Source organism: Pseudomonas salicis (genome assembly GCF_057128705.1).
This window is the reverse complement of sequence record NZ_JBSKHU010000010.1, coordinates 5,071-24,006: the sequence shown is the minus strand read 5'-3', so window position 1 is coordinate 24,006 and position 18,936 is coordinate 5,071. Positions and strand designations below refer to the sequence as shown.

Sequence of the window (18,936 nt, the reverse complement as noted above, 5' to 3'; positions counted from 1 at the left end):
AGTCGGATCATTAATTTTCTTGATAGCCCATTGCCAGCAAGCCAAAGCCCCGTCTATATTCCGAGCACTTGCTCTGACCGAAGGAAAGGGAAAGGAAGAAGTCCAGCCGCGGATAATCCGAGAGGCTGAGTTCTAGGGACGTTTCATTAAAGTTTGGAGTATTACATGGCTAGTCAGGCAACTCTTTCGCAAGTACAAGCTCTTTATGTCGCCTATTACGGACGCCCGGCAGAGCCGGCCGGTTTGAATTTTTGGGCAAATGTCGTGGAAACGAACCACGGCGACATCAATGCCATCATCAAAGACTTCTCCAATGCTCCGGAGTACCAGCAACGCTTCGGTTCGCTTGACGACAATACGCTGGTCAACAACCTCTATTTGCAGATGTTTGGCCGCAGCGCCGAACCCGGTGGCCTTGAGTTTTGGGTGGGCCTGCTGAAAGCCGGTACCCAAACGTTGGGCGACATCGCCAAAACCATCTCCAGCCTCGCGAGCGGCATCGACCTGCAAGTGCTGAATGGTCGTGTTGAGCTGGCCAACGCCTTTACCAACAAATTGGCGCTCTCTCCAGAAGCACTGGAAAACTACGGCAACACCCGCGGTATCGAGATCGGCCGCGCTTACCTGGACCAGGTGAAAGACACCACGGTAGGCAACCTCCCGACGTTGCTCGACAAGGCAGCTGATACTGTTGCAACTCTGCCACCCGCGAACGGTGGCGGCGGCGGTGGCGGCGTGACCCCACCTGCTGCGCCTACATTCGTCGCGCAAATTGACAGCGGCGTGCTGCACTTCACTGGTACAGCGACCGGCGACATCGATGTTACCCGCGACCTGATCAACAACACGGTGGTATTCACCCGCGATGGCATCAAGTCGACGCTCACGGTTCCTGCCTTCAACACCTCGACGACAGTCGAAATCGGTTCTGCAACCGTAAAACTTGACGCGAGCTATATCGGCGCTCGTGAAATTCACGGTACTGGTGCGCTCAACATCACCAACGTCACTGCCTCCAGCGATCTCACCAAGCTCGCGACTGGCCTGACAGTCACCGCGACTTTGACGACCGATCTGGATCTGACCGCCACGAATACCCTGACTACCGTTGACCATTTCATCGTGGCTACCGGCAGCACACTGACCTTGGACGTTGCACAGCTGCCTCTTCTGGTTTCTGGCAGTTATGCGTTGCACGACAGCGCGACAGCTTTGTTGTCGGTAGCTCCGCCCCAGCTCACTGGCGCATCGGAGTTGATCGTCACTGGCTCTCCAACTATTAGCGAGCTGGATACGCTAACGGGCGCCAATTCGACAGTGGAATACACGTCTGTTACTGGCGACGACGCCGCACTGATCGCCGACGCTAATAGCGGCACTGGATACGTAACCCCTGGCAAAAACGTTGTTGTCAGCAATTCGATCAGCGTATCGGGACTGGATACGGTCAAGGCCGCCATCGGCACTGGTACCGTCACAGCGGGCACCCTTGAAGACGCCATTGGCAATTTGATCCAGAGCGGCGTGGTTTCGCACTATGTCGGTACGGGTTCTAATGTGATCGTTACCGACCCGGCCACTGTCGCCCAGATTCAACTGCTGGACACGGCTAACGGTGCTGGCGCTGCAAGCGGCACGCTGACCTACGATCTTCATGACACAGTGCTCGCCGTTCTCGCCAACAATGCTGTTGCACTCGGCGCAAGTGTTGTGACTTTGACGGGTGGCACCAGCTTGGGCGACGTCACCGTTGCCCAGCTTGAAGCCTTGCTCGCGTTGTCAAATCTGCAGGATGGCTCAGGTCATGCGGTGGTTGATTTCAACGACTTGACCTACAACCTTGTCGACACTCCTGCAGCATTGATCGCAGCCTCTGCCCATAATTACGTGGCGCATGCCGTGGGTGTTACTGCCAATATCGATGCGAGCGTGAGTCAGGCCGTCGAGTTGCACACGCTCAAGGCCACTGCGGTTTACGCCATCAGCGACAGCGCTACCAGCCTGGCGACAAATGTTCCAGCGTCTGTTACTGCAATCGGCGCAGCCACCGAGCTGACCGCTACAAGCGTCGCATCGGCGGTTCAGGCACAGAGCATTCATGTGAACGCCAATGGCATTCCTGCCCATTACGATGTGTCGGACACCTACAGCAACATCACTAACGGCAGCAATGCCGCTGGCATCAACGGTGCGCACGACCTGACAGTCAACACTTCCAACTTGAGCGTTTCTCAAGCCAACGACATCGTGGCGTTCACGAATGACGGTCTGACCAGCATTGCTAGCATTCGTGACAATGCTGCGAACACGAACACGTTCGTGGGCGCACACGCTTGGGATGCAACGTTGCACTACAGCTTCTACGTCGAAGACAGTGCATCGAACATCCTCAACCAGATCAGTGGCAACAATCTGGACTTCATCACCGGCAACAGCCTGGATACAAGCGCCGATCACAGCGTCAGTAATATTCATGTAACCGATACATTCGCTTTGGCTGGTGCGAAGACGTTTTGGAATGCAGTAAACCCAACCTTTGATGCTTTGGGCAAAACCACTGCAGATAAGACGACCTATAGCATCACCGACACCATCGCCAACTACATCACTGACGAAAACCCGTCTGGCAACAGCGCGTCGCTGACCACTTGGGTCAAAGATGCCGACTCCAAGACTGTCACCGGCAACGCCGAAGACATGTACCAAGCCCAACAGGCACACCGCCTGATTTTCGACGATCTGGACAGCAACGACCACATCGTAACCACGGGCAGTGCGGGCGAGCAGACGCTGCAAGGTTCGGCCGGTAGCGACACGCTGTATGGCGGAGACGACAACGACACCATCTATGGCAACGCCGGTAACGACACCATCAACGGCGGCACGGGTTATAACTTCCTGTCCGGTGGAGACGGTGCGGATACTATCTATGCAGGCGATACCAGCGCTGCGACTGCTGATGCCAGCCTGAGCAGCATCTTCTCTACGACGGTCATTGGTGGGGCCGGTGGTGACAACATGTTTGGCAGCGTCAACAAGGATGTCTTCGTGTATCAGGGCTCGACCGCTGCTGCGCTGATCGCGGAGTCTGGCACCAACGCCAGCACTCGTGACTACATCACTAACTTCTCTCAAGGTGACACGATCCAGTTCGCGGCTTCGGCCAAGGTTCAGTTCCTGGGGAATGGTTCTGGCAACGCGTCGTCGGTCAACGCCGGAGATTTTGGCCTGTCTATCCGTTACGACAAGAACCTCACTATTGGGGGCTGGAACGGCTCATCCGCTGTAACAGGCACCAAAGTCTCAATCGATGTGGCTGATGCTTCGGGGCATTTCGATAACGTTCCCGACGTCACCATCATTCTGGTTGGCACCAACCTGGACATCAACGTTGTAGGTAATTCAATCACCTTCGGCGCTTGATTGCGTCCTGAGTGATCTTGTGCAGATAGGGCCGCAGTGATGCGGCCCTTTTTGTTTGCCCCGGCACGTTCACCCTCCCCACTTGAGTCCTGACCCAACAAAAAACCGCCCCGATAGGCGGTTTTGGTCAGTGGGCTCCTCACTTCAGAGCTTGACCAGCTGGCACCCTCACACCAATAACGGCACGCCCTGATCAACGACACCCGCCAGCTTGATCGCCATTTCAGGCGAGTCAATGAAACTGGCCAGCACCGCAGCTTGCCCGGTCGGACCGGGATGGGAGGTCAGGCCGTTCATGTAGAACGCGAAGCCCTCTGCATCCGGTGAGCGGTTGAAGGCCGTTTGGTACAGCTGCGTAAGGAACGTCGCGTTGTCCACGGAACCTTGGTGCGACATGAATTCCTGACTGGAGACGATTCCCAACGCGAGCTGAGCAGTGTTCAGGTTGTGTTGGCCGGCATCGAGGAAGAAGTTCAGGCCGCCCTCTTCGGGGTTGCGCCCCAACGCCAAGTGGTAGAGCTCTGCGACCCTGGCGGTTGCACCGGTACTGTCGATGGCGATCGTTTGCTGATCGAACTGCAGCCGCTCGACGCTTTTCAGGGTCACCACTGTGTTGCTGTCCGCCAGCGAGCGCACGACAAAACTGCCATCGGCCTGATGACTGATCCCGTAGTCGTTTCTGGCACCAGCCAGCACGACGGTGTCGATACCGCCGCCGCCATTCACAGCGTCTACCCCACCTCCTGTGTAAAAGATGTCGTTGTGAGTAGAGCCGGTAAATGTATCGGCGAAGGCCGTGCCGTGTAGCGTACCTCCGCCTTCCGGCGCCGTCAGGGTAACGCCCGCGCCCGACGGAGGAGCGACAGGCGGCGTAACCGGCGGGATCGCGGTAGGGTCGACCAAAACGCCGGGAAGCGCCGGATTATTGTTGAGCGCCAGTGCCGCGTCGTTGCCAGCCGCGTCTTTGAGGGTTCCGCCGTTGAGGTCCAGCGTCGTGGCAACGGCGATGCCATTGTTGTCAGCATGACCCGTGGCGACGACGTATTGAAAGGTGAGGGTGTCGGTTCCTGAGCCGCTGACGTAGCTTGCGTAGACCGGGCCGCCTTGATCGAGTGTCAGACCGAGGCGCGGTGTGCCGGTGACAACCGTGGCTTCGTTGTACTTAACGCTGAAGGCCAGCGTGTCGCCAACGGCATAACTTCCATCGTTGGGCGCTAATACCGTTGTCACAGACGGTCCGCTTTGATCAATGGTGTAGACATCGCCGGATGTGTAGCCCCCAGCTATCGCCTGACTTGCACCGTCGACGATGCCGGTGCCTGTTGCCTTGAGATCAAGCCTCAACGTGCCGTCGCCACTCACGCCGTTAACCGTGACCGTGTAGGTGGAACCGCTGCCCGTCACATTGCTGATGTTTCCGGTCACGCCTTGTCCGACCAAGACGAAATCGCCTGAATCAACACCTGTGACGCTCGAATCAAAAACCACCGAATACTGCACCGAGGTCGCATGGGTGAGAGCGGCGTCCACGAGCGAGATCGCCGTGACGGCGGGTCCGACGGCGGCAACCTGCACGCCCGCGAGGCTCGCGACATTATTCAGTGTCAGCGCGGCATTGTTGCCGACCGCATCTTTGATGCTGCCTCCATTGAGCTGCACCGCAGCGCCCAATGCCACGCCATCGCGGTCCTCGTTACCTGGTGCGACTGTGTATCGAAAAACCAGCGCGCTACTGCCACTCCCGCTTACGTAAGTAGCATTGACCGTGCCAGTACTCAGCGTCAACGCCAGGCTAGGCGCGTTCGTGACGGTGACGGCCTCATTGAAATTGACCGTAAAATCCAGCCTCTGACCCGCTGTATAAATGCCGTCAAATGGCGCTGACACACTGCCGATGGCAGGGCCTGTGTGATCGAGGACATACACTTGCCCACTCGAGTAACCTCCACCCACTGAATTACCGGCGATGTCAGTGATGAGCGTTCCAGCGTTTATCAAGTCGAGGCGCAGGGTTCCATCGCCCGTGACAGAGCTGACGGACACGGTGTAATTGCTGCCGCTTCCCGAGATCGAATTCAGCGTCCCATTCGCTGTGCCGGTCTTGCTCAGCACGAAATCCCCGATGTCTACACCCGTTACGCCCTCGCTGAACGTGACGGCGTAGTCAACTGAGGAGCCACCCTGCATTGCGGGTCCCACCCGGTTGATGGAAGAGATGCTGGGTGCTGTCGTGTCTATCTGGACCGTTAACGCTGCCGAAGCGCTGCTGACATTTCCCGCGGCGTCGGTGGCTTTCGCGGCGAGGCTGTGCGCGCCGTTGGCCAATGCCGCAGTCGTCACCGACCATGCCCCGCCGGTGGCTAGCGCCTGCCCCAGCACGGTGACACCGTCCGTGTCGTAGAGCGTGACAGTCGAGCCAGTCTCAGCGGTGCCGGTGAAGGTAGGCGTGGTCAGGGAGGTAACGTTGTCACTGTTGGAAACGCCCGAATCGCTGCTTGAAGCCATCGCAGGTAAAGAAGGAGCAAAAGGGGCGACGGTATCGATCACGGCATGGCTATTGGCACCAAGTGAATGTGCAGCGCCTGGGGTGGGCAACGTGAGGTTGGCGTTTAACCCCGATCCCACGATGGTCCCACCATTGAGTGTCAAAGCCGTGGTGCTGGAAACATCCAGGTTGGCAGTGTTGTCCCCCGCTTGAACCGTGTAGCTGAATATCATTGTTTTGCTATCGCCGTTGGCCAAGCCGGTGTAGGTGGCTATGCCCTGACCAGGCCCGGTGGCCAGCTGTAATTGCGGGGTTCCGGTGACGACGAGGTCAGAGTCGAAGGTCACCTGGATCTGGATGACGTCGCCGGCTTTATATGCTCTGGTGCTTGCGAACAATGATGTAACGGAAGGAGCTGCCATAGAGATCTGCCTTGAAAAATGGCGCCGGACACTGGGAGATATTCCCGAATGCTGACTGGGCCAAATGGGGCTCGTCTGGATAGCCTTGAATGGCCGTAACCGACAATGCCATGTCAGATATTACATCGCCAGCATAGAAAATCTATTTAAGGGCCGCATCATTTGGAGGGGGATGACTGATAGCCGATAAGCGGTTGAGCATCCAACACGGGCAACTAAGCTACGTGAGAGATAACTCCTTTCGAAACGGTCAGGTCAGCGTTAACACCGGTCAGGGTAATAATTGCTGCACGGTCAGTACCGAAACCGGCATCCGACGCCCTGGGCGATACGTTCTGGCCAGGGCGAGCGGAGAATCCGCTTTTGAAAACGGGACGTTCGTCAGGCCCCGGCGATGTACTCGATGCCTTGCGAAACGAGACCTGACAGGGCGATTTTGTTTTCCGTGGATTCTGCGAAGTTGATCAGCAGGTGGCTTTTATCGAGCGTCTGGTGGTCGAGTTGCGTGGTCCAGAAATCCAGCCCGGACTGATCCGGTGCGCGGCCCAGAATGTGTTGATACAGGCTGGTCACCAACTGCGGGTTGCTAGGCGATGCGCCGTTGATGGTCTGGAATTCCTGGCTGGCGACGAAGCTGGCGGCCACTGAATCAATACTCGCGCCTTTGTCGAGCTGGCCGATCCAGAAGCTCAGGCCGCCTTTGTCCGGGGTGCGGTCGAATGCGGCTTTATAAAGGCGGTAGGCCTGACCGGCGTTGCCGTCGATATCCAGGGCAATGGATTTGTCGGTGAATTGGATGCGCTCGACGCTGTCCAGATACACCCCGGCGACGCTGCCGTCGGGCTTCGCGTAGCTGAACTGTGCGAGGCCGGACTGAAACGTCGCTTGGCTCGATGCGACGTTCAGGTTCAGTTGGTCGATACCGCTGCCTCCAGCGACGCGGACGCTTGAGCCAAAGGTGTTTACGTCGAGGACGAAGGTGTCGTCGAAGTAGCTGCCGGTCGCGTTGGCGGAATTGACCGAGACCACGTTTGATTCATTCGAGGGGCTGCCGGGGCGGCCCCACAGATACTGGAGCGCGAGGACATCGTAGTCGCCCAAGTGCTCCGTGTTGCCGCCGTTGTACGCCATGATGGTGTGGTTGGCCGTCGCTTCGCTCACCGGGAGAAACGGACCGCTGTCGTAGCTGCTGTAAGACCCTGGGTGTTTCAGGCCGAGGGAATGAGCCGTCTCATGCAGCACGAGTTGTCGGCCGTATCCGGTGGCGAGGTTTTGTATATCGGGCACTTGCCAGTTCAACCAGACCGTCGAGCCGGAACCGTCGGTGATCGATTCGGCTTTTCCGACGACGTTTGACGGCAGGCCCGCCCGTCCGCTGTAGGCGCCGTACTCAAGCAGGCCGCCCGTGGCGACCTCTTGAAAGGTGATACCGGTTTGCGTGGAGACCTCGCTTAGCATGGCGCTGATGGCCTGGCGCTGAGTGTCGGTCAAGCTACGGAAGTCGTAGACCTGCGAGCTGGCGGGGGCCGCGTTCAGAAAGCTGTAGCTGATGACAGCGCCTGTTCCGTAGGGATGGTTTGTCGCCAACGAGGCGCGCGATGCTTCTACCAGCGAATCAATGCGAATATCACCCGTCGCCACTGCGTTGCTCCTTGCGTGAGTGGCGTGGTTTATCAACGCCGAATGCAGGCGTTATATCACTTTGATGTCATCTCCGACGACCCCTCACGCCTTCACGCAATGTACTCAATGCCGTTTTCAATTTGCCCGATCAGCGCGATGCGGTTCTCGTTCGACTCCGAAAAGCTGGTGAGCAGGTGGCTCTTGTCGAGGGCGTTGTTGTTCATTTGCGTGGTCCAGAAATCAAGGCCCGACTGATCGGGCGCACGCCCCAGGATGTGTTGATACAAACTGGTGACCAATTGCAGGTTGGTCGGGGAAGCGCCGTTGATGGCTTGAAACTCTTGGCTGTTCACGAAGCCGGTGGCGACCTGGTTCAGTGTCGCGCCGTTGTCGAGCTGGGTGATCCAGAATCCCAGGCCTGTCTTGTCGGGCGTGCGGTCGAACGCGGCTTTGTAGAGTCGATAGGCCTGGCCGCCGTTACCGTCGAGGTCCAGGGCAACGGTCAAGTCGGTGAAGACCAGGCGCTCGATGTTGACCAGTTGGTCGGTCCCGTCCTTGGCGGTGCGATCCAGCACCTGAAAGCCGCTCCCGTTTTTGGTCACGAAATAATCAGTGGAGGGGCCGTGATAAGTCACTCGGTCCAGCCCGGCGCCGCCGTCGAAATGGTCATCGGCAGACGTCGTTTCGAACACGTCGTTGGGGTTGATGATCAACGGCCCTTGGGTCGCGGGCGGCGTCGATGTGTAGGGCGACGTGGCCAACAGGCCGGTGAGTACCAGGCCTCCGCTGCCGTTATAGGATTGCGTGGTGAGGAAGCTGTAGCCGTTGTCGGTTTGCGTCAGGTGACCCGTGCCGAGCCGCCATTCATCGCCGGGATTGACGAAGTCGCTCACGTGCAAGGTGGTGAAGTGTCCGGTGCCGTCATTGAGCCAGACCAGCGGGGTCGATTGCTTGAGCTGTCCGGTGTATTCCACCGCGAAGTCGGATATCCCGTCATGGTTGAAGTCCAGCACGGTAATCCAAGTGGGCCATGCGGTTCCGCTGACAGCCCCGAAGGCACCTTTGGCGATGTCGGCAGCCGGCATGACTTGGGAGGTGACCTCTTGAAACTGGTGGTTGCCCTTGTTGAGAAACACCTGAATGAACGAACCGTCGTAGAACGGATTGCCCTGCGTACCGATGAGCACCAGATCTTTCAGGCCATCGCGATTGATGTCGATGGCTTCGGCGTCAAGGTCGATGTGGCCCTTGAGACTTTGGGTGGCGGGCAATCGAGTGGCGTTGTTCTGACTGAACGTGCCCTGATTATTCCAGAGCACGGTGGTTTGCAGGTTGGTGTTGAACGACGCGGTGGCGTCGGCCGTGATGATCAGCTCGGGACGGTTGTCGCCGTCGAGGTCCACCAGAGTCGCGCCGGGAAACATGTGGCCGGTGTTGAAGTCCAGGATATCTCCCTGGCCCACGGGTAAGCCCAGCGAACTTTGGCTGAAGTGGCCGCTGCCGTCGTTGATCAGATTGTAGGCGAGTATGCCGTTCTGGCCGTGGTAGCCGTTCCCTACGAAGATATCGAGCGCACCGTCGCCGTTGATGTCTCCGACGGCGGACGTGTGTGAATAGTCATGCAATTGCGGGAGCGTCGACGTTGCATCCAGCCAGGTGCCGTCGGGCTGGGACAGGTAAAGCCTGTTCTGCTCGCCGGGAAAGGGATCGGTGTCCCAGCCATGGCTTGAAATGAAGACATCGAGGCGACCGTCGCCGTTGAAGTCTTGAGTCAGCACTTTTCGCGGGTGGACCGTCTGCAAAGTGCTGACAGGAAAGATCGCATTCGTGGCCGGCGTGAAGCCGCCCTTGCCGTCGCCAAAATACACGCCCCCTTGCTGAGGGGTGTTTGAGCCCCCGGGATAACTGGCACCGAGCACGATCAGGTCCTGTTTTCCGTCGGCATTGAGGTCTGCCGTGATGGCAAAGCTGGAGACGTATTCCGGACGCAGGCTGGGGTCAATGACGTGGGTTTCGATGAGTCGATAGTAGTTCGACAGAGTGGCCATATCGATTACCTGATTGGGCGCGGCGGGCGAGGGGCTATTGGCGCTCGAATAGTCAGCGGAGGGCGCTGTTTCGAGTCGGGTTGAGTACAGACTGTAGATGATGGCGTTCAGGTATCAAGTTTGATACCTGCTGAGAGTCGCGACGTTCGTCGCCTGTTCATCGCGGTACGGGTTTCAGGATCGAGGGATGCAAAAACACCCCGTGCGACAGGGGTCGTCTTGTCAGGCGGGGTGTCGGGTGGTGCGTGATGATGGCGGTTCTTCAGGCAGGTGGCGCCGGGTTCAATCCGAAGATGTGGCGACCTTGCGCCAATGATCGAGCAGGTCTTCCAGCGTGTCCTTCAGATCATATTTTGGCTTCCACCCGGTCAGCGTCCGAATTGCCTCGCTGTCGCCGCTGGCGGTGGGAATGTCCGAGGGGCGCATGCGCTCGGGGTCTTCAACGACGTTGATTTTCTGGTCGGAGAGACTGAGCAGTGTGTCGAGGATGGTCTGGATCTTGCGCGGCTGACCGCTGGAGATGTTCAGCAGTCGTGGATAGGGCGCTTGGCTCGACGCCAGTTCGAGGAGCTTCACGTAGGTGTCGCACACGTCGCGGACGTCCAGAAAATCCCGTTCCGCCTGGAGGTTGCCGACCTTGAGCTGGGGCGGCTGTTGACCCGCTTCGATCATCGCGATCTGTCGTGCGAAGGAGGCTGTCACGAAATCGGGTGATTGGCCTACGCCGATGTGATTGAACGGTCGAACAATGACGCCTGCGGTGCCTTGGCGAAACGCCTGATTGAAGGCGGCTTCAGCGGCCAGTTTGCTGGCGGCATAGGGGTTCATCGGCGCACAGGGCGCGGCTTCGTTCAATGGAACACCTGCCTTGAACGACTCGCCGTAGACTTCGGAAGAGCTGGCGAACAATACGAAGGCGTTGGGTGCCTCGGCGCGCAGCGCTTCAATCAGATTGACGCTGCCCATGACGTTGGTTTGCCAGGTTTGCAGCGGGTCTTTGAAGCTGATGGCCACGTTGGAAATGGCAGCCAAATGGATAATGTGGTCAGGCTGCGCGTCGCGAATGGCGCTGCGCAGTTGCTCATAGTCGCGAATGTCCCCGATCAGTTGTTCATCGGCAGCGGAGGGCGAGCCGTTGTCGCCGGTACTGAGTGCAATGACATGGTGTCCTGCCTGTTGCAGCGTCGAACACAGTATTTTCCCGACAAAACCATTGGCGCCGGTGAGCAGGGTACGGGGCATGTACAGGCTTCCAAATTGAGTGACAAGCGCAGAGTCTATCAGGGCGGCCCACCTATTTTCAGCTGCGCTGTCCTGACGTGCTCTTCATTGCCGTCTCATCTTGATTGCCGGAGTGGTCAGTGTTTCAGATCAGCCAGACACCATTGGCCAGTTCAGCCGATGCGTTGTGAATGTTCTCTTGGCTCTCGGAAAACGCCACCAGCAATTCCCCTGGCTTCATGCCCTGGCTGACGGCGTCGTTCCAGAATTTCAATCCGGGAGCATCGGCCGCGCGGTGCAATACGTTCTGATAGTAACTGTTGATGATTGAGTTCTGGTCGTTGCCAGGGTTTAACTTCTGGAACTCTTTACTGGCGACAAAGCCTTCTGCGATCTGGCTAAGTGTCATTCCTGCGTCGAGGCTCTTGGTCCAGAAGTTAAGGCCACTGGTATCGGCTTTTCGTCCGAACGCCGCTTCGTATAAACGATAAGCAGAGCCCGCGTGTTCGCCGGCATTGACATCCAGTGCGAGTTGGCTGCCGTCGCCAAAGTTAAGGCGCTCGACGTTCGATAATGTGTCTGTTGGGCCTTGTTTGTCGGCGACAATAAACAACTCGCCCGATTTGGAGACAGTGTAATTACTCTTGCTGAAACTGAAGTTCACTGTGTCGACGCCGTCGCCACCGTCTATTCGGTCATTGCCGGTGCCCGCTATAAATGTATCGTTGCCGCCGTTGCCATTCAGCGTGTCGTTTCCGGTGTAGCCTTTGATCACGTCAGCCCCGGACGAGCCGTTGATCGTATCATCGCCCGCCAGCATTGTGCCGAGTGCCTGGTCGATAAAGCCACTTTTGATGTAGTACATCATTTGCGGGGCGCTGTAAGAAAAGCCTTCAACCGAAAAGTAAAGTCCGTTTTGATACGCAACTGTTGAGGTCATGGTTCCCGCGAAGACACCCGAATCATCGTATTGAAAGGTGCCGTAATAATCTTGAACCCGGTAGCCATCGGTGACCTGGAAATGGTTAGGCTCTCCGATGGGGGTGTCGCCGTTCCAGTTTTTTATTGTGTTCATATTAATGGGTTGGTAAAGCGTCATCGTAGACATAACGACTTCCTCGACTGCATGGGGTGCGATTGCACTGATGGCGTAAGGTTTAGGGGTTTTGTCAGATTAAAATAGGAGGTTTTATAGGCCGGAACAAGCAATTGGGTATTGAACTTATTATGCGCTCGATGAACGAGTGCAGGCTTATTGACGTCAAGGGACGACGACTTTTATTTGGCTCTGAGGGCGTCAGCCAATAGTGCTGATGAATACCGCGTCGAACGCCTGACAAGGGAAGTCTCCATGGCGTTATTCAGGCGTCATTATTAATACGTGGTTGAATGTACGCAAAGATGGCGCCTGAAAACGGCGTCGCTGACTATCAAAGTGAAGTGGCTAGACATCCGCAACGCAGGGCTGGGATGCCGTAGCCGCATCCTGCATCAGCTCAACCAAAGCCCGCCGTCCAGCGCTGCTTTGGTGTTGGCCTGGTTTTCCTGGCTTTCGGAAAACGCGACGAGTATCTCGTTGGCTTTTACGCCACTCGCCATCTGCGCATTCCAGAACTGTAGCCCTGGTTCATCCGCTCCGCGATGCAGCACGTGCAGGTAGTAGTTGTTGATGATCGAATTCGCGTCCTGGCTTGGATTCAAGGTCTTGAACTCCGCGCTGTCGACGAAAGCCTGAGCGATCTGATTGATAGTTGCGCCGTTATCCATCGCGCCAATCCAAGACTTGAGACCGGCCAAGTCAGGCTTACGATCAAACGCCGCCTGATAAAGCCGATAAGCTGAACCAGCGTTCTGACCTGCCTGAACATCGAGGGCCAGCGAGCTGCCGTCGCCGAATTCAAGGCGTTCGATGTTGGTCAGGGTGTCGATCTTGCCGGGGGTGATCACGGTGTGGCCGGTGGACGTGGCCTTGATCACGGCCGTGGATTTGCCGGTGTCGTACCAGACGGTGTCGATCCCGCCATTGCCATTGAAGGTGTCGTTGCCGGTGTAACCGTAGAAGTCATCGTTTCCGTTCGAGCCGATGAAGGTGTCGTTGCCCTTCAGTACCAGCGCACCGATGGCCACGTCGTCACCCGTCAGAGCGTAGTTGAGCAGCGTGTTGTAGTTGGTGCTGAGGCCCGTGACGCTGAACACCGGTTGTGTGCCTTGCATCCAGTTCAGGCCCGTGAGGGTGCCGCCGGTGACGCCGGACGCGCCATAGGTGAAGCCGAAGCCCGAATAGGTGAGGGTGTGGTAGCCGTCGGTCAGTTGGAACACTGACGAAGTGGCGTAGGAAAAGTGGGTGTTGGCGTTGTACCAGTCGTTCAGGTCGTAAACGTTGATCGGCAGGTTGTATGTCACTGTGGTCATGGAGGAGTCCTTCTCCGTCAAATCAAAGCGCCATTATGCAATGGCGGACAGATTTGACGTCAAAGAGCCGACAAAGTGCAATCAGACCAGCCCGGTTTCCTCATCATCAATCAAATTGCTCAACCCACCCAACGCCACACGCGCCCGGTTACGGTCCATCAACTTGGCTTGTGCGGCAGGGGGAAGGTCGGTGATGCGCAGCACGCCTTTGTTGGTCAGGACCTGAATCAAGTCGTCGAGTACCCGAATCATTTCGGCGTCGCTGAGCTTCAAGGCGTTGAGGCTGTTCGCCACTGATTCGTTGGCGAACCAGGCCTGTATCTCATGGTCGTCAGCGGGCAGTGTCGCTGTGGCTTCGGCAAAGCCTGAGGCTTCGACGCGCACCAACTCTCCCTGGGAATTGCGTTGAACGTAAAACATGGTTCGTCCTCGGTAATCCGAAAGCTGACGACCGCCGAAGCGGTCGCCAGGGGTGCTATCAGTGGTGGTCGACCTTGATGGTTGCTGCGTCGCCGCCTGCGATCAACGAGTTGATTGTAGTCGACGGTGTGAAGTGAACGCCCTCCAGCTTGATGGTCACGTCCGCATTGGCCAGGCCGCCCGCTGCGTTCAGCTGACCTGTCGAGCTGACAGCCAATTGAGCGGAACCGTCTGCGGCGGTCGTCAACTTCAGGAAGTTGTCGATGGTCGCGTCGGATTCGTTCTGCAGCAGGTCGCGGAGGTCGATGGTGTCTTTCTCCGTCATGCTGAAGTCCTTGATGACGTCGATACCGCCGTTGGTGTTCAGGTCTCCCTGTTTCCAGACGAAGGTGTCAGCACCCGCACCGCCTACCAGAATGTCGTTGCCCTTACCGCCGGTCAGGGTGTCGTTGCCACCTTGGCCGAACAGGATGTCATCGCCATCGCCACCCAAGAGCTTGTCGTTACCATCTGGCAGGCCGGTGGTGTTCGACGTCTTGGTCATCGTGGCGACGTCATCGACATGGCTGGTCACGAACTGATGCAGCGCCTTGTCAGTGATCGTCGACACATCGACGTTCAAGGTGTCCGCTGCGAATGCCTTCAGTGCCGAGACACCTTGCAGCGCGGTGCCTGCCTTCGAGGTGTAGTCGATCAGGTCGCCGAACAGGATGTCGTTGCCAGCACCGCCGTTCACCGTGTCATCGCCTGGGCCGAGCAGCGTTTCCTTGCTGAGGATGGCGTTGCTCAAGTCGGCGACGTTAATGCTGGACTGCGAATGCTGGTTGCTGTCGTAGTCATTGAGCACCGTGCTGGTGACCGGCGTGTCCTTGGTGTTATTCAGGCCGATGGCTTCCACCGCCGTGTGGGCGTCGGTTTGCAGTGAGGCGAAGGCGGCTTTCGACTCCGCGCTGACGTCGCTGGTGGTGTTCGCGCCGTCACCGCCGGTCGCGGTATAGACGTTTTTGCCCGCGCTGCCGTCGACCGCACCGATGATGCTGGAGCTCCAATTACCATTCTTGTCCTGGACGTACTGATAGACCTCACCGTTAGCCGAAATGATGGTCACGCCGTTGGATTTCAGGGCCGTTCCTTGTTGCCAGCTGCTCAACTTCTGATCGAGCGTCACGTCGTCGTTCGTGTTGTTGTAGAAGTCGATCAACGTCGGGTGCAGCGTGGCTTTGTTGTCGACGGTGAAAGTCGGCGAGCCGTCGGTGATGAAGTACGTCAGGTTCTGGGCATTGGTGTTGCTGGTGGCCGCCGAGCTGGTGAACCAGTTCTGCGTGGCCTGGAAAACAGCCTCGTAGTTGGTTCCGCCACCGCTGGTCATGCTGTCGAGGAAGGCGGCTTTCAGGCTATCGAGGTTGTAGTTCTTCAGGTCCAGGGTGAAAGTCTTGTGTACGGTGCTGTCGAAGTCGACCAGGAACACCTGCACGGTGCCTGATCCAACTTTGGTCGCGGCGTCTTTGAGCTGAGTGAGCGCCGCGGTCAGCTGGGTTTTCATCTGATCCAGGATGGCGCTCATACTGCCGGAGCTGTCCAGCATGAACGCGACGTTGTAGTTCTGACCCGCGACCAGTTTGATCGCGTGCACGTCAGCCACGACGATGTCGTTGGCGGCGGTGCCGTTGAGAGTGTCCGCGCCAGCAAGGCCTTCGGTGGCCTTGAACGTGCCCGGGTTGACGGTAACCGTGGTGCTCGCGATGTTGCTGTCCGCCTGACCGTCATTCGCCACGACGTTGATGGTGCGGGTGGCCACCGTCGTATCCGTGGTGCTGAAGGTGACCGCCTTGATCGCATCCTGGAACGCGGTCAGGGTCGCTGGTGCCGACGTCGAGGCGCTGGTCAGCGTGACGACTCCGTTGCTGACCGTTGCCGTCACACCATTGTTAAGCGCCCAGACCTTGGAGATGTCGAGGGTATCGCCCGCTTGTGCGGTGGCAATGCTGATCGTCACCTTGCTCAGGGTGGTGTTGTCGGTGTCGATCAGCTTCACACCAGGTGATGCGGTTGTGTTGCCGATTGGCGCACCGTTGCCACCCAGCACGTAGGTGCTGGTGTAACCGGTCTTGCTCGTACCATCGGACGTGTCCAGGTCGATTACCGGGGCAACGTTCGCTTTCACGGTGATGGTGCTGACGGCGGTATTCGAATTGCCTGCGCCATCGTTGACCACGACGTTGATCGTACGGGTGCCGCCGGTGTTGGTGGTGCTGAAGGTGACTGCTTTGAGCGCGTCCTGGAAGTCGGTAAGCGCGCTGCCACCTGCATTCTTGCTGGTCAGCGTGAGCACCCCATTGACGTAACTGGTGACCGCGATCGAGCTCGGCAGTGCACCGTACGCCAGTGCGTCGCCAGCCAGATAGCTGTTGACGGTGACAGTGGCTGACTGGAGCGTGGTGTTGTCGACGTCAGTAATGCCTACTGCACTGGCGATGGCCACCGCTTCATGACCCAGCGTGAAGCTGTTGGCATAGCCGGTGGCAACCGCGCCATCCGCAGTGTTCAGGTCCAGCACAGGCGGATCGTTGACCGCCACCACATTGACCGTCACGTACGCCGTATTCGACGTATTGGCACCGTCAGTAATGGTGTAGCTGAACTTCACCAGACCGGAGATATCTTTGGCTGGCGTGAAGATGACGTTGTTCGACGCGTCCATGACCACGGAGCCGACGACTTTTCCGGAGGCGTCAACGACCGACGATGGGGTCGTCAGGTTTTTGCTTCCCTGAAGCGAGTTGATGCTCAAGTTGGTGCTGTCAGGGTCCGTGTCGTTGGCCAGCAGCGTGCTTGCCTTGATGACCAGCGACTGATCTTCAAGCGTGGTCAGCGTGTCGTGAGACGTAGCTGCCGTGCTGCTGCCCAGAACGGTATAAGTACCGACGGTGTTACCGGTCACTGGTGCCACAGACACCTGGAGTTTTGCGTGACCGCCCTGATCCCAATAGACGATCTGGACATCATGGGTCATGCCGCCCGTCACGGTGAACCGGACCTCCTTGGTCACGACGGATGTGTTGGCATCGTAGGCAGCCACCTGTTTGCCGTCGATGAGAACGATGTAGCCATCGTCCGCAGTCACCTGCATCGAGTAGTCACCAGGCTTCAGGGTGACTTGGCCAGACAGCTCGATGATCGCGTCACTGGTGGTGGTCTGGGTGCTTCCCTTGGTGTAGACGAGCGAGCTTTGATCGGTGCCGAGGAACGCGTTCAGGTTGCCGCTGCGCCCCAAATCATCCCCGAAGCTGTTGCTCAGGTAGCTGACCGACGTCGACGTGAAGGACGCATCGGCGTTGTGAGTAGCAATGAAATCCAGCGCCTGCTTGATGGTGCCCAGGTTCGGGCCATCGAAGCCAGCGCCACTGCCTTCCTTGTACCCGTAGTAATTGCCCTGCAGGCCCGGGAACGAAGTGCCTTTGTCGTCAACGGCGACCGGCGGCTGGTTGACCACTGTGATGGAAGTGGTCGAACTCGACGTAGCGTTGGACGTACCGGTGCCATCGTTGGCAACCACTGTCACGGTCCGCACCGTGCTGGTGTCCGGGTGGGTGCTGGTGTTGCTGTAAGTGATGCCTTTGAGGGCGTCCTGATAGTTGGCGTAGGTGGTCGACCCGTTACCGGTGAGGGTGATCACGTTGCCTGTTTGACTGACGGTGATGCCGCCCGCCAGAGGACCTGCGGCGATGTTCAGCTTGTCGCCATCAGCGCTGACAGGGTTGTTCAGGGTCACAGTGACGCTGGCAATCTTGTCGCCGTTGGCATCGCTGACCTGCACGCCTGTGTCGGCAATGGAAATGGCGCCGCCTTTCTGCGTGAAGGTGGTGCTGTAGTCGTTGCCTTTATGCGCGTCATCGGTGCCCGGGCCATTGAGATCGACGACAGGCGCGATGTTAGGCGCGATGGTGATCGTGCTGACGGCAGTGTTAGACGCGTGGTTAAACGGCTGGCCGTCGTCGGCGATGACGTTGATGCTGCGCGATGGGCTGCTGGTGTCGGTGGTGCTGAAGGTGATCGCCTGAATCGCTTTCTGGAAGTCGGCCAGAGTAGGCGTCGCTCCAGTGGCGGCGGTCAGGGTGATCGTGCCATTGCTGTACGCGCTGGCCACAACCGTGGACGGCATGTTGGCCGCAACGGCGGTCAGCAGGTCGCCGGTTTGTGGGCCAACGACGCTGACTGTCACCTTGCTCAGTGTTGCGGTGTCAGCGTCAGACAGGCTGACGCTCGACAGTGCCGTGGTGTTGGCGATCGCCACACCCGCGTGGCCTGCCACGTAGTTGCCTGCGTAGCCAGATCCGTCTTTCGCGGTGTCCAGGTCCAGAACCGGCGCATCGTTAACCAGCACCATTTTCACGGTGGTGGTAGCGCTGCCGACAGCGTTCGAGCCGCTGCCATCGTCAACTTTCACCGTCACGGTGCGATCCGCAGGGCTTGGGTTGTTGCTGGTGTTGCTGAACGTGATGTTCTTGATCGCGTTCTGGACGTCAGCGAGGGTGGTCGCCGTGGTGCCTTTCAGCACGATGACGTTGGCGACGGAAGTGTCCGCCGTGATGCCACCGGTCAATGCGCCCAACGTCAGCTTGTCGCCATCTGCCGTCACAGGGTTGGTCAGGGTCACGGTCACGGTGTAGACCGTGCCGCTGTCCTTGTCGCTGTCAACAAGGGTCAGGGTGCTGTCGGCGATGGAAGTGCCGACGGTGCTCTTCTCGGTGAAGCTGGTGACGTAGTTCACACCATCGTGAGCTGCGTCGGTGCCTGGACCGCTGAGGTCGATGACCGGCGCGGCGTTGGCCTTGACCGAAATCACCGAGTTTGCAGTACCGGTGTGCGTGCCCGTGCCGCC

Annotated in this window: 9 protein-coding genes; 1 reads left to right on the top strand and 8 read right to left on the bottom strand. The window is 58.2% G+C overall.

Annotated elements, in window-relative coordinates:
- Positions 1-165 precede the first annotated feature (165 nt).
- Positions 166-3,423 carry a DUF4214 domain-containing protein gene (locus ACWKWE_RS27990; protein WP_483852375.1) on the top strand — a complete coding sequence of 1,086 codons (3,258 nt, stop codon included), beginning with the start codon at positions 166-168 and terminating at the stop codon, positions 3,421-3,423.
- A gap of 168 nt (positions 3,424-3,591) precedes the next feature.
- On the opposite strand, the gene ACWKWE_RS27985 is transcribed toward ACWKWE_RS27990, so the two are convergent.
- The 8 genes from ACWKWE_RS27985 to ACWKWE_RS27950 form a co-directional block, all read right to left on the bottom strand.
- Entirely contained in the window at positions 3,592-6,330 is a 2,739-nt protein-coding gene (locus ACWKWE_RS27985; protein ID WP_483852374.1) for an Ig-like domain-containing protein, read from the bottom strand.
- A gap of 381 nt (positions 6,331-6,711) precedes the next feature.
- Positions 6,712-7,971 carry a DUF4214 domain-containing protein gene (locus tag ACWKWE_RS27980; protein WP_483852373.1) on the bottom strand — a complete coding sequence of 420 codons (1,260 nt, stop codon included), beginning with the start codon at positions 7,969-7,971 and terminating at the stop codon, positions 6,712-6,714.
- 92 nt (positions 7,972-8,063) lie between these two features.
- Positions 8,064-10,001 (bottom strand): FG-GAP-like repeat-containing protein, encoded by a 1,938-nt coding sequence (locus tag ACWKWE_RS27975; RefSeq protein ID WP_483852372.1) that lies wholly within the window; start codon positions 9,999-10,001, stop codon positions 8,064-8,066.
- Positions 10,002-10,283: 282 nt separating this feature from the next.
- Positions 10,284-11,243: a GDP-mannose 4,6-dehydratase gene (locus tag ACWKWE_RS27970; protein ID WP_483852371.1), complete on the bottom strand. Its 960-nt coding sequence runs from the start codon at positions 11,241-11,243 to the stop codon at positions 10,284-10,286.
- A gap of 124 nt (positions 11,244-11,367) precedes the next feature.
- On the bottom strand, positions 11,368-12,330 hold the full coding sequence (locus ACWKWE_RS27965) for a DUF4214 domain-containing protein (protein WP_483852370.1): 963 nt from the start codon (positions 12,328-12,330) through the stop codon (positions 11,368-11,370).
- 383 nt (positions 12,331-12,713) lie between these two features.
- Positions 12,714-13,634: a DUF4214 domain-containing protein gene (locus ACWKWE_RS27960; protein ID WP_483852369.1), complete on the bottom strand. Its 921-nt coding sequence runs from the start codon at positions 13,632-13,634 to the stop codon at positions 12,714-12,716.
- 81 nt (positions 13,635-13,715) lie between these two features.
- Positions 13,716-14,054 (bottom strand): tryptophan synthase subunit beta, encoded by a 339-nt coding sequence (locus ACWKWE_RS27955; protein ID WP_166598602.1) that lies wholly within the window; start codon positions 14,052-14,054, stop codon positions 13,716-13,718.
- A 58-nt stretch (positions 14,055-14,112) separates the two neighbouring features.
- Positions 14,113-18,936, bottom strand: a 4,824-nt coding sequence (locus tag ACWKWE_RS27950) for a beta strand repeat-containing protein (protein ID WP_483852368.1), incomplete at its 5' end; no start/stop codon positions are given.

Excerpts from the sequence above, each read along its gene's own strand:
- ACWKWE_RS27990 (WP_483852375.1), top strand. The coding sequence starts at position 166 with ATGGCTAGTCAGGCAACTCTTTCGCAAGTACAAGCTCTTTATGTCGCC.
- ACWKWE_RS27985 (WP_483852374.1), bottom strand. The coding sequence starts at position 6,330 with ATGGCAGCTCCTTCCGTTACATCATTGTTCGCAAGCACCAGAGCATAT.
- ACWKWE_RS27975 (WP_483852372.1), bottom strand. The coding sequence starts at position 10,001 with ATGGCCACTCTGTCGAACTACTATCGACTCATCGAAACCCACGTCATT.
- ACWKWE_RS27970 (WP_483852371.1), bottom strand. The coding sequence starts at position 11,243 with ATGCCCCGTACCCTGCTCACCGGCGCCAATGGTTTTGTCGGGAAAATA.
- ACWKWE_RS27965 (WP_483852370.1), bottom strand. The coding sequence starts at position 12,330 with ATGTCTACGATGACGCTTTACCAACCCATTAATATGAACACAATAAAA.
- ACWKWE_RS27960 (WP_483852369.1), bottom strand. The coding sequence starts at position 13,634 with ATGACCACAGTGACATACAACCTGCCGATCAACGTTTACGACCTGAAC.
- ACWKWE_RS27955 (WP_166598602.1), bottom strand. The coding sequence starts at position 14,054 with ATGTTTTACGTTCAACGCAATTCCCAGGGAGAGTTGGTGCGCGTCGAA.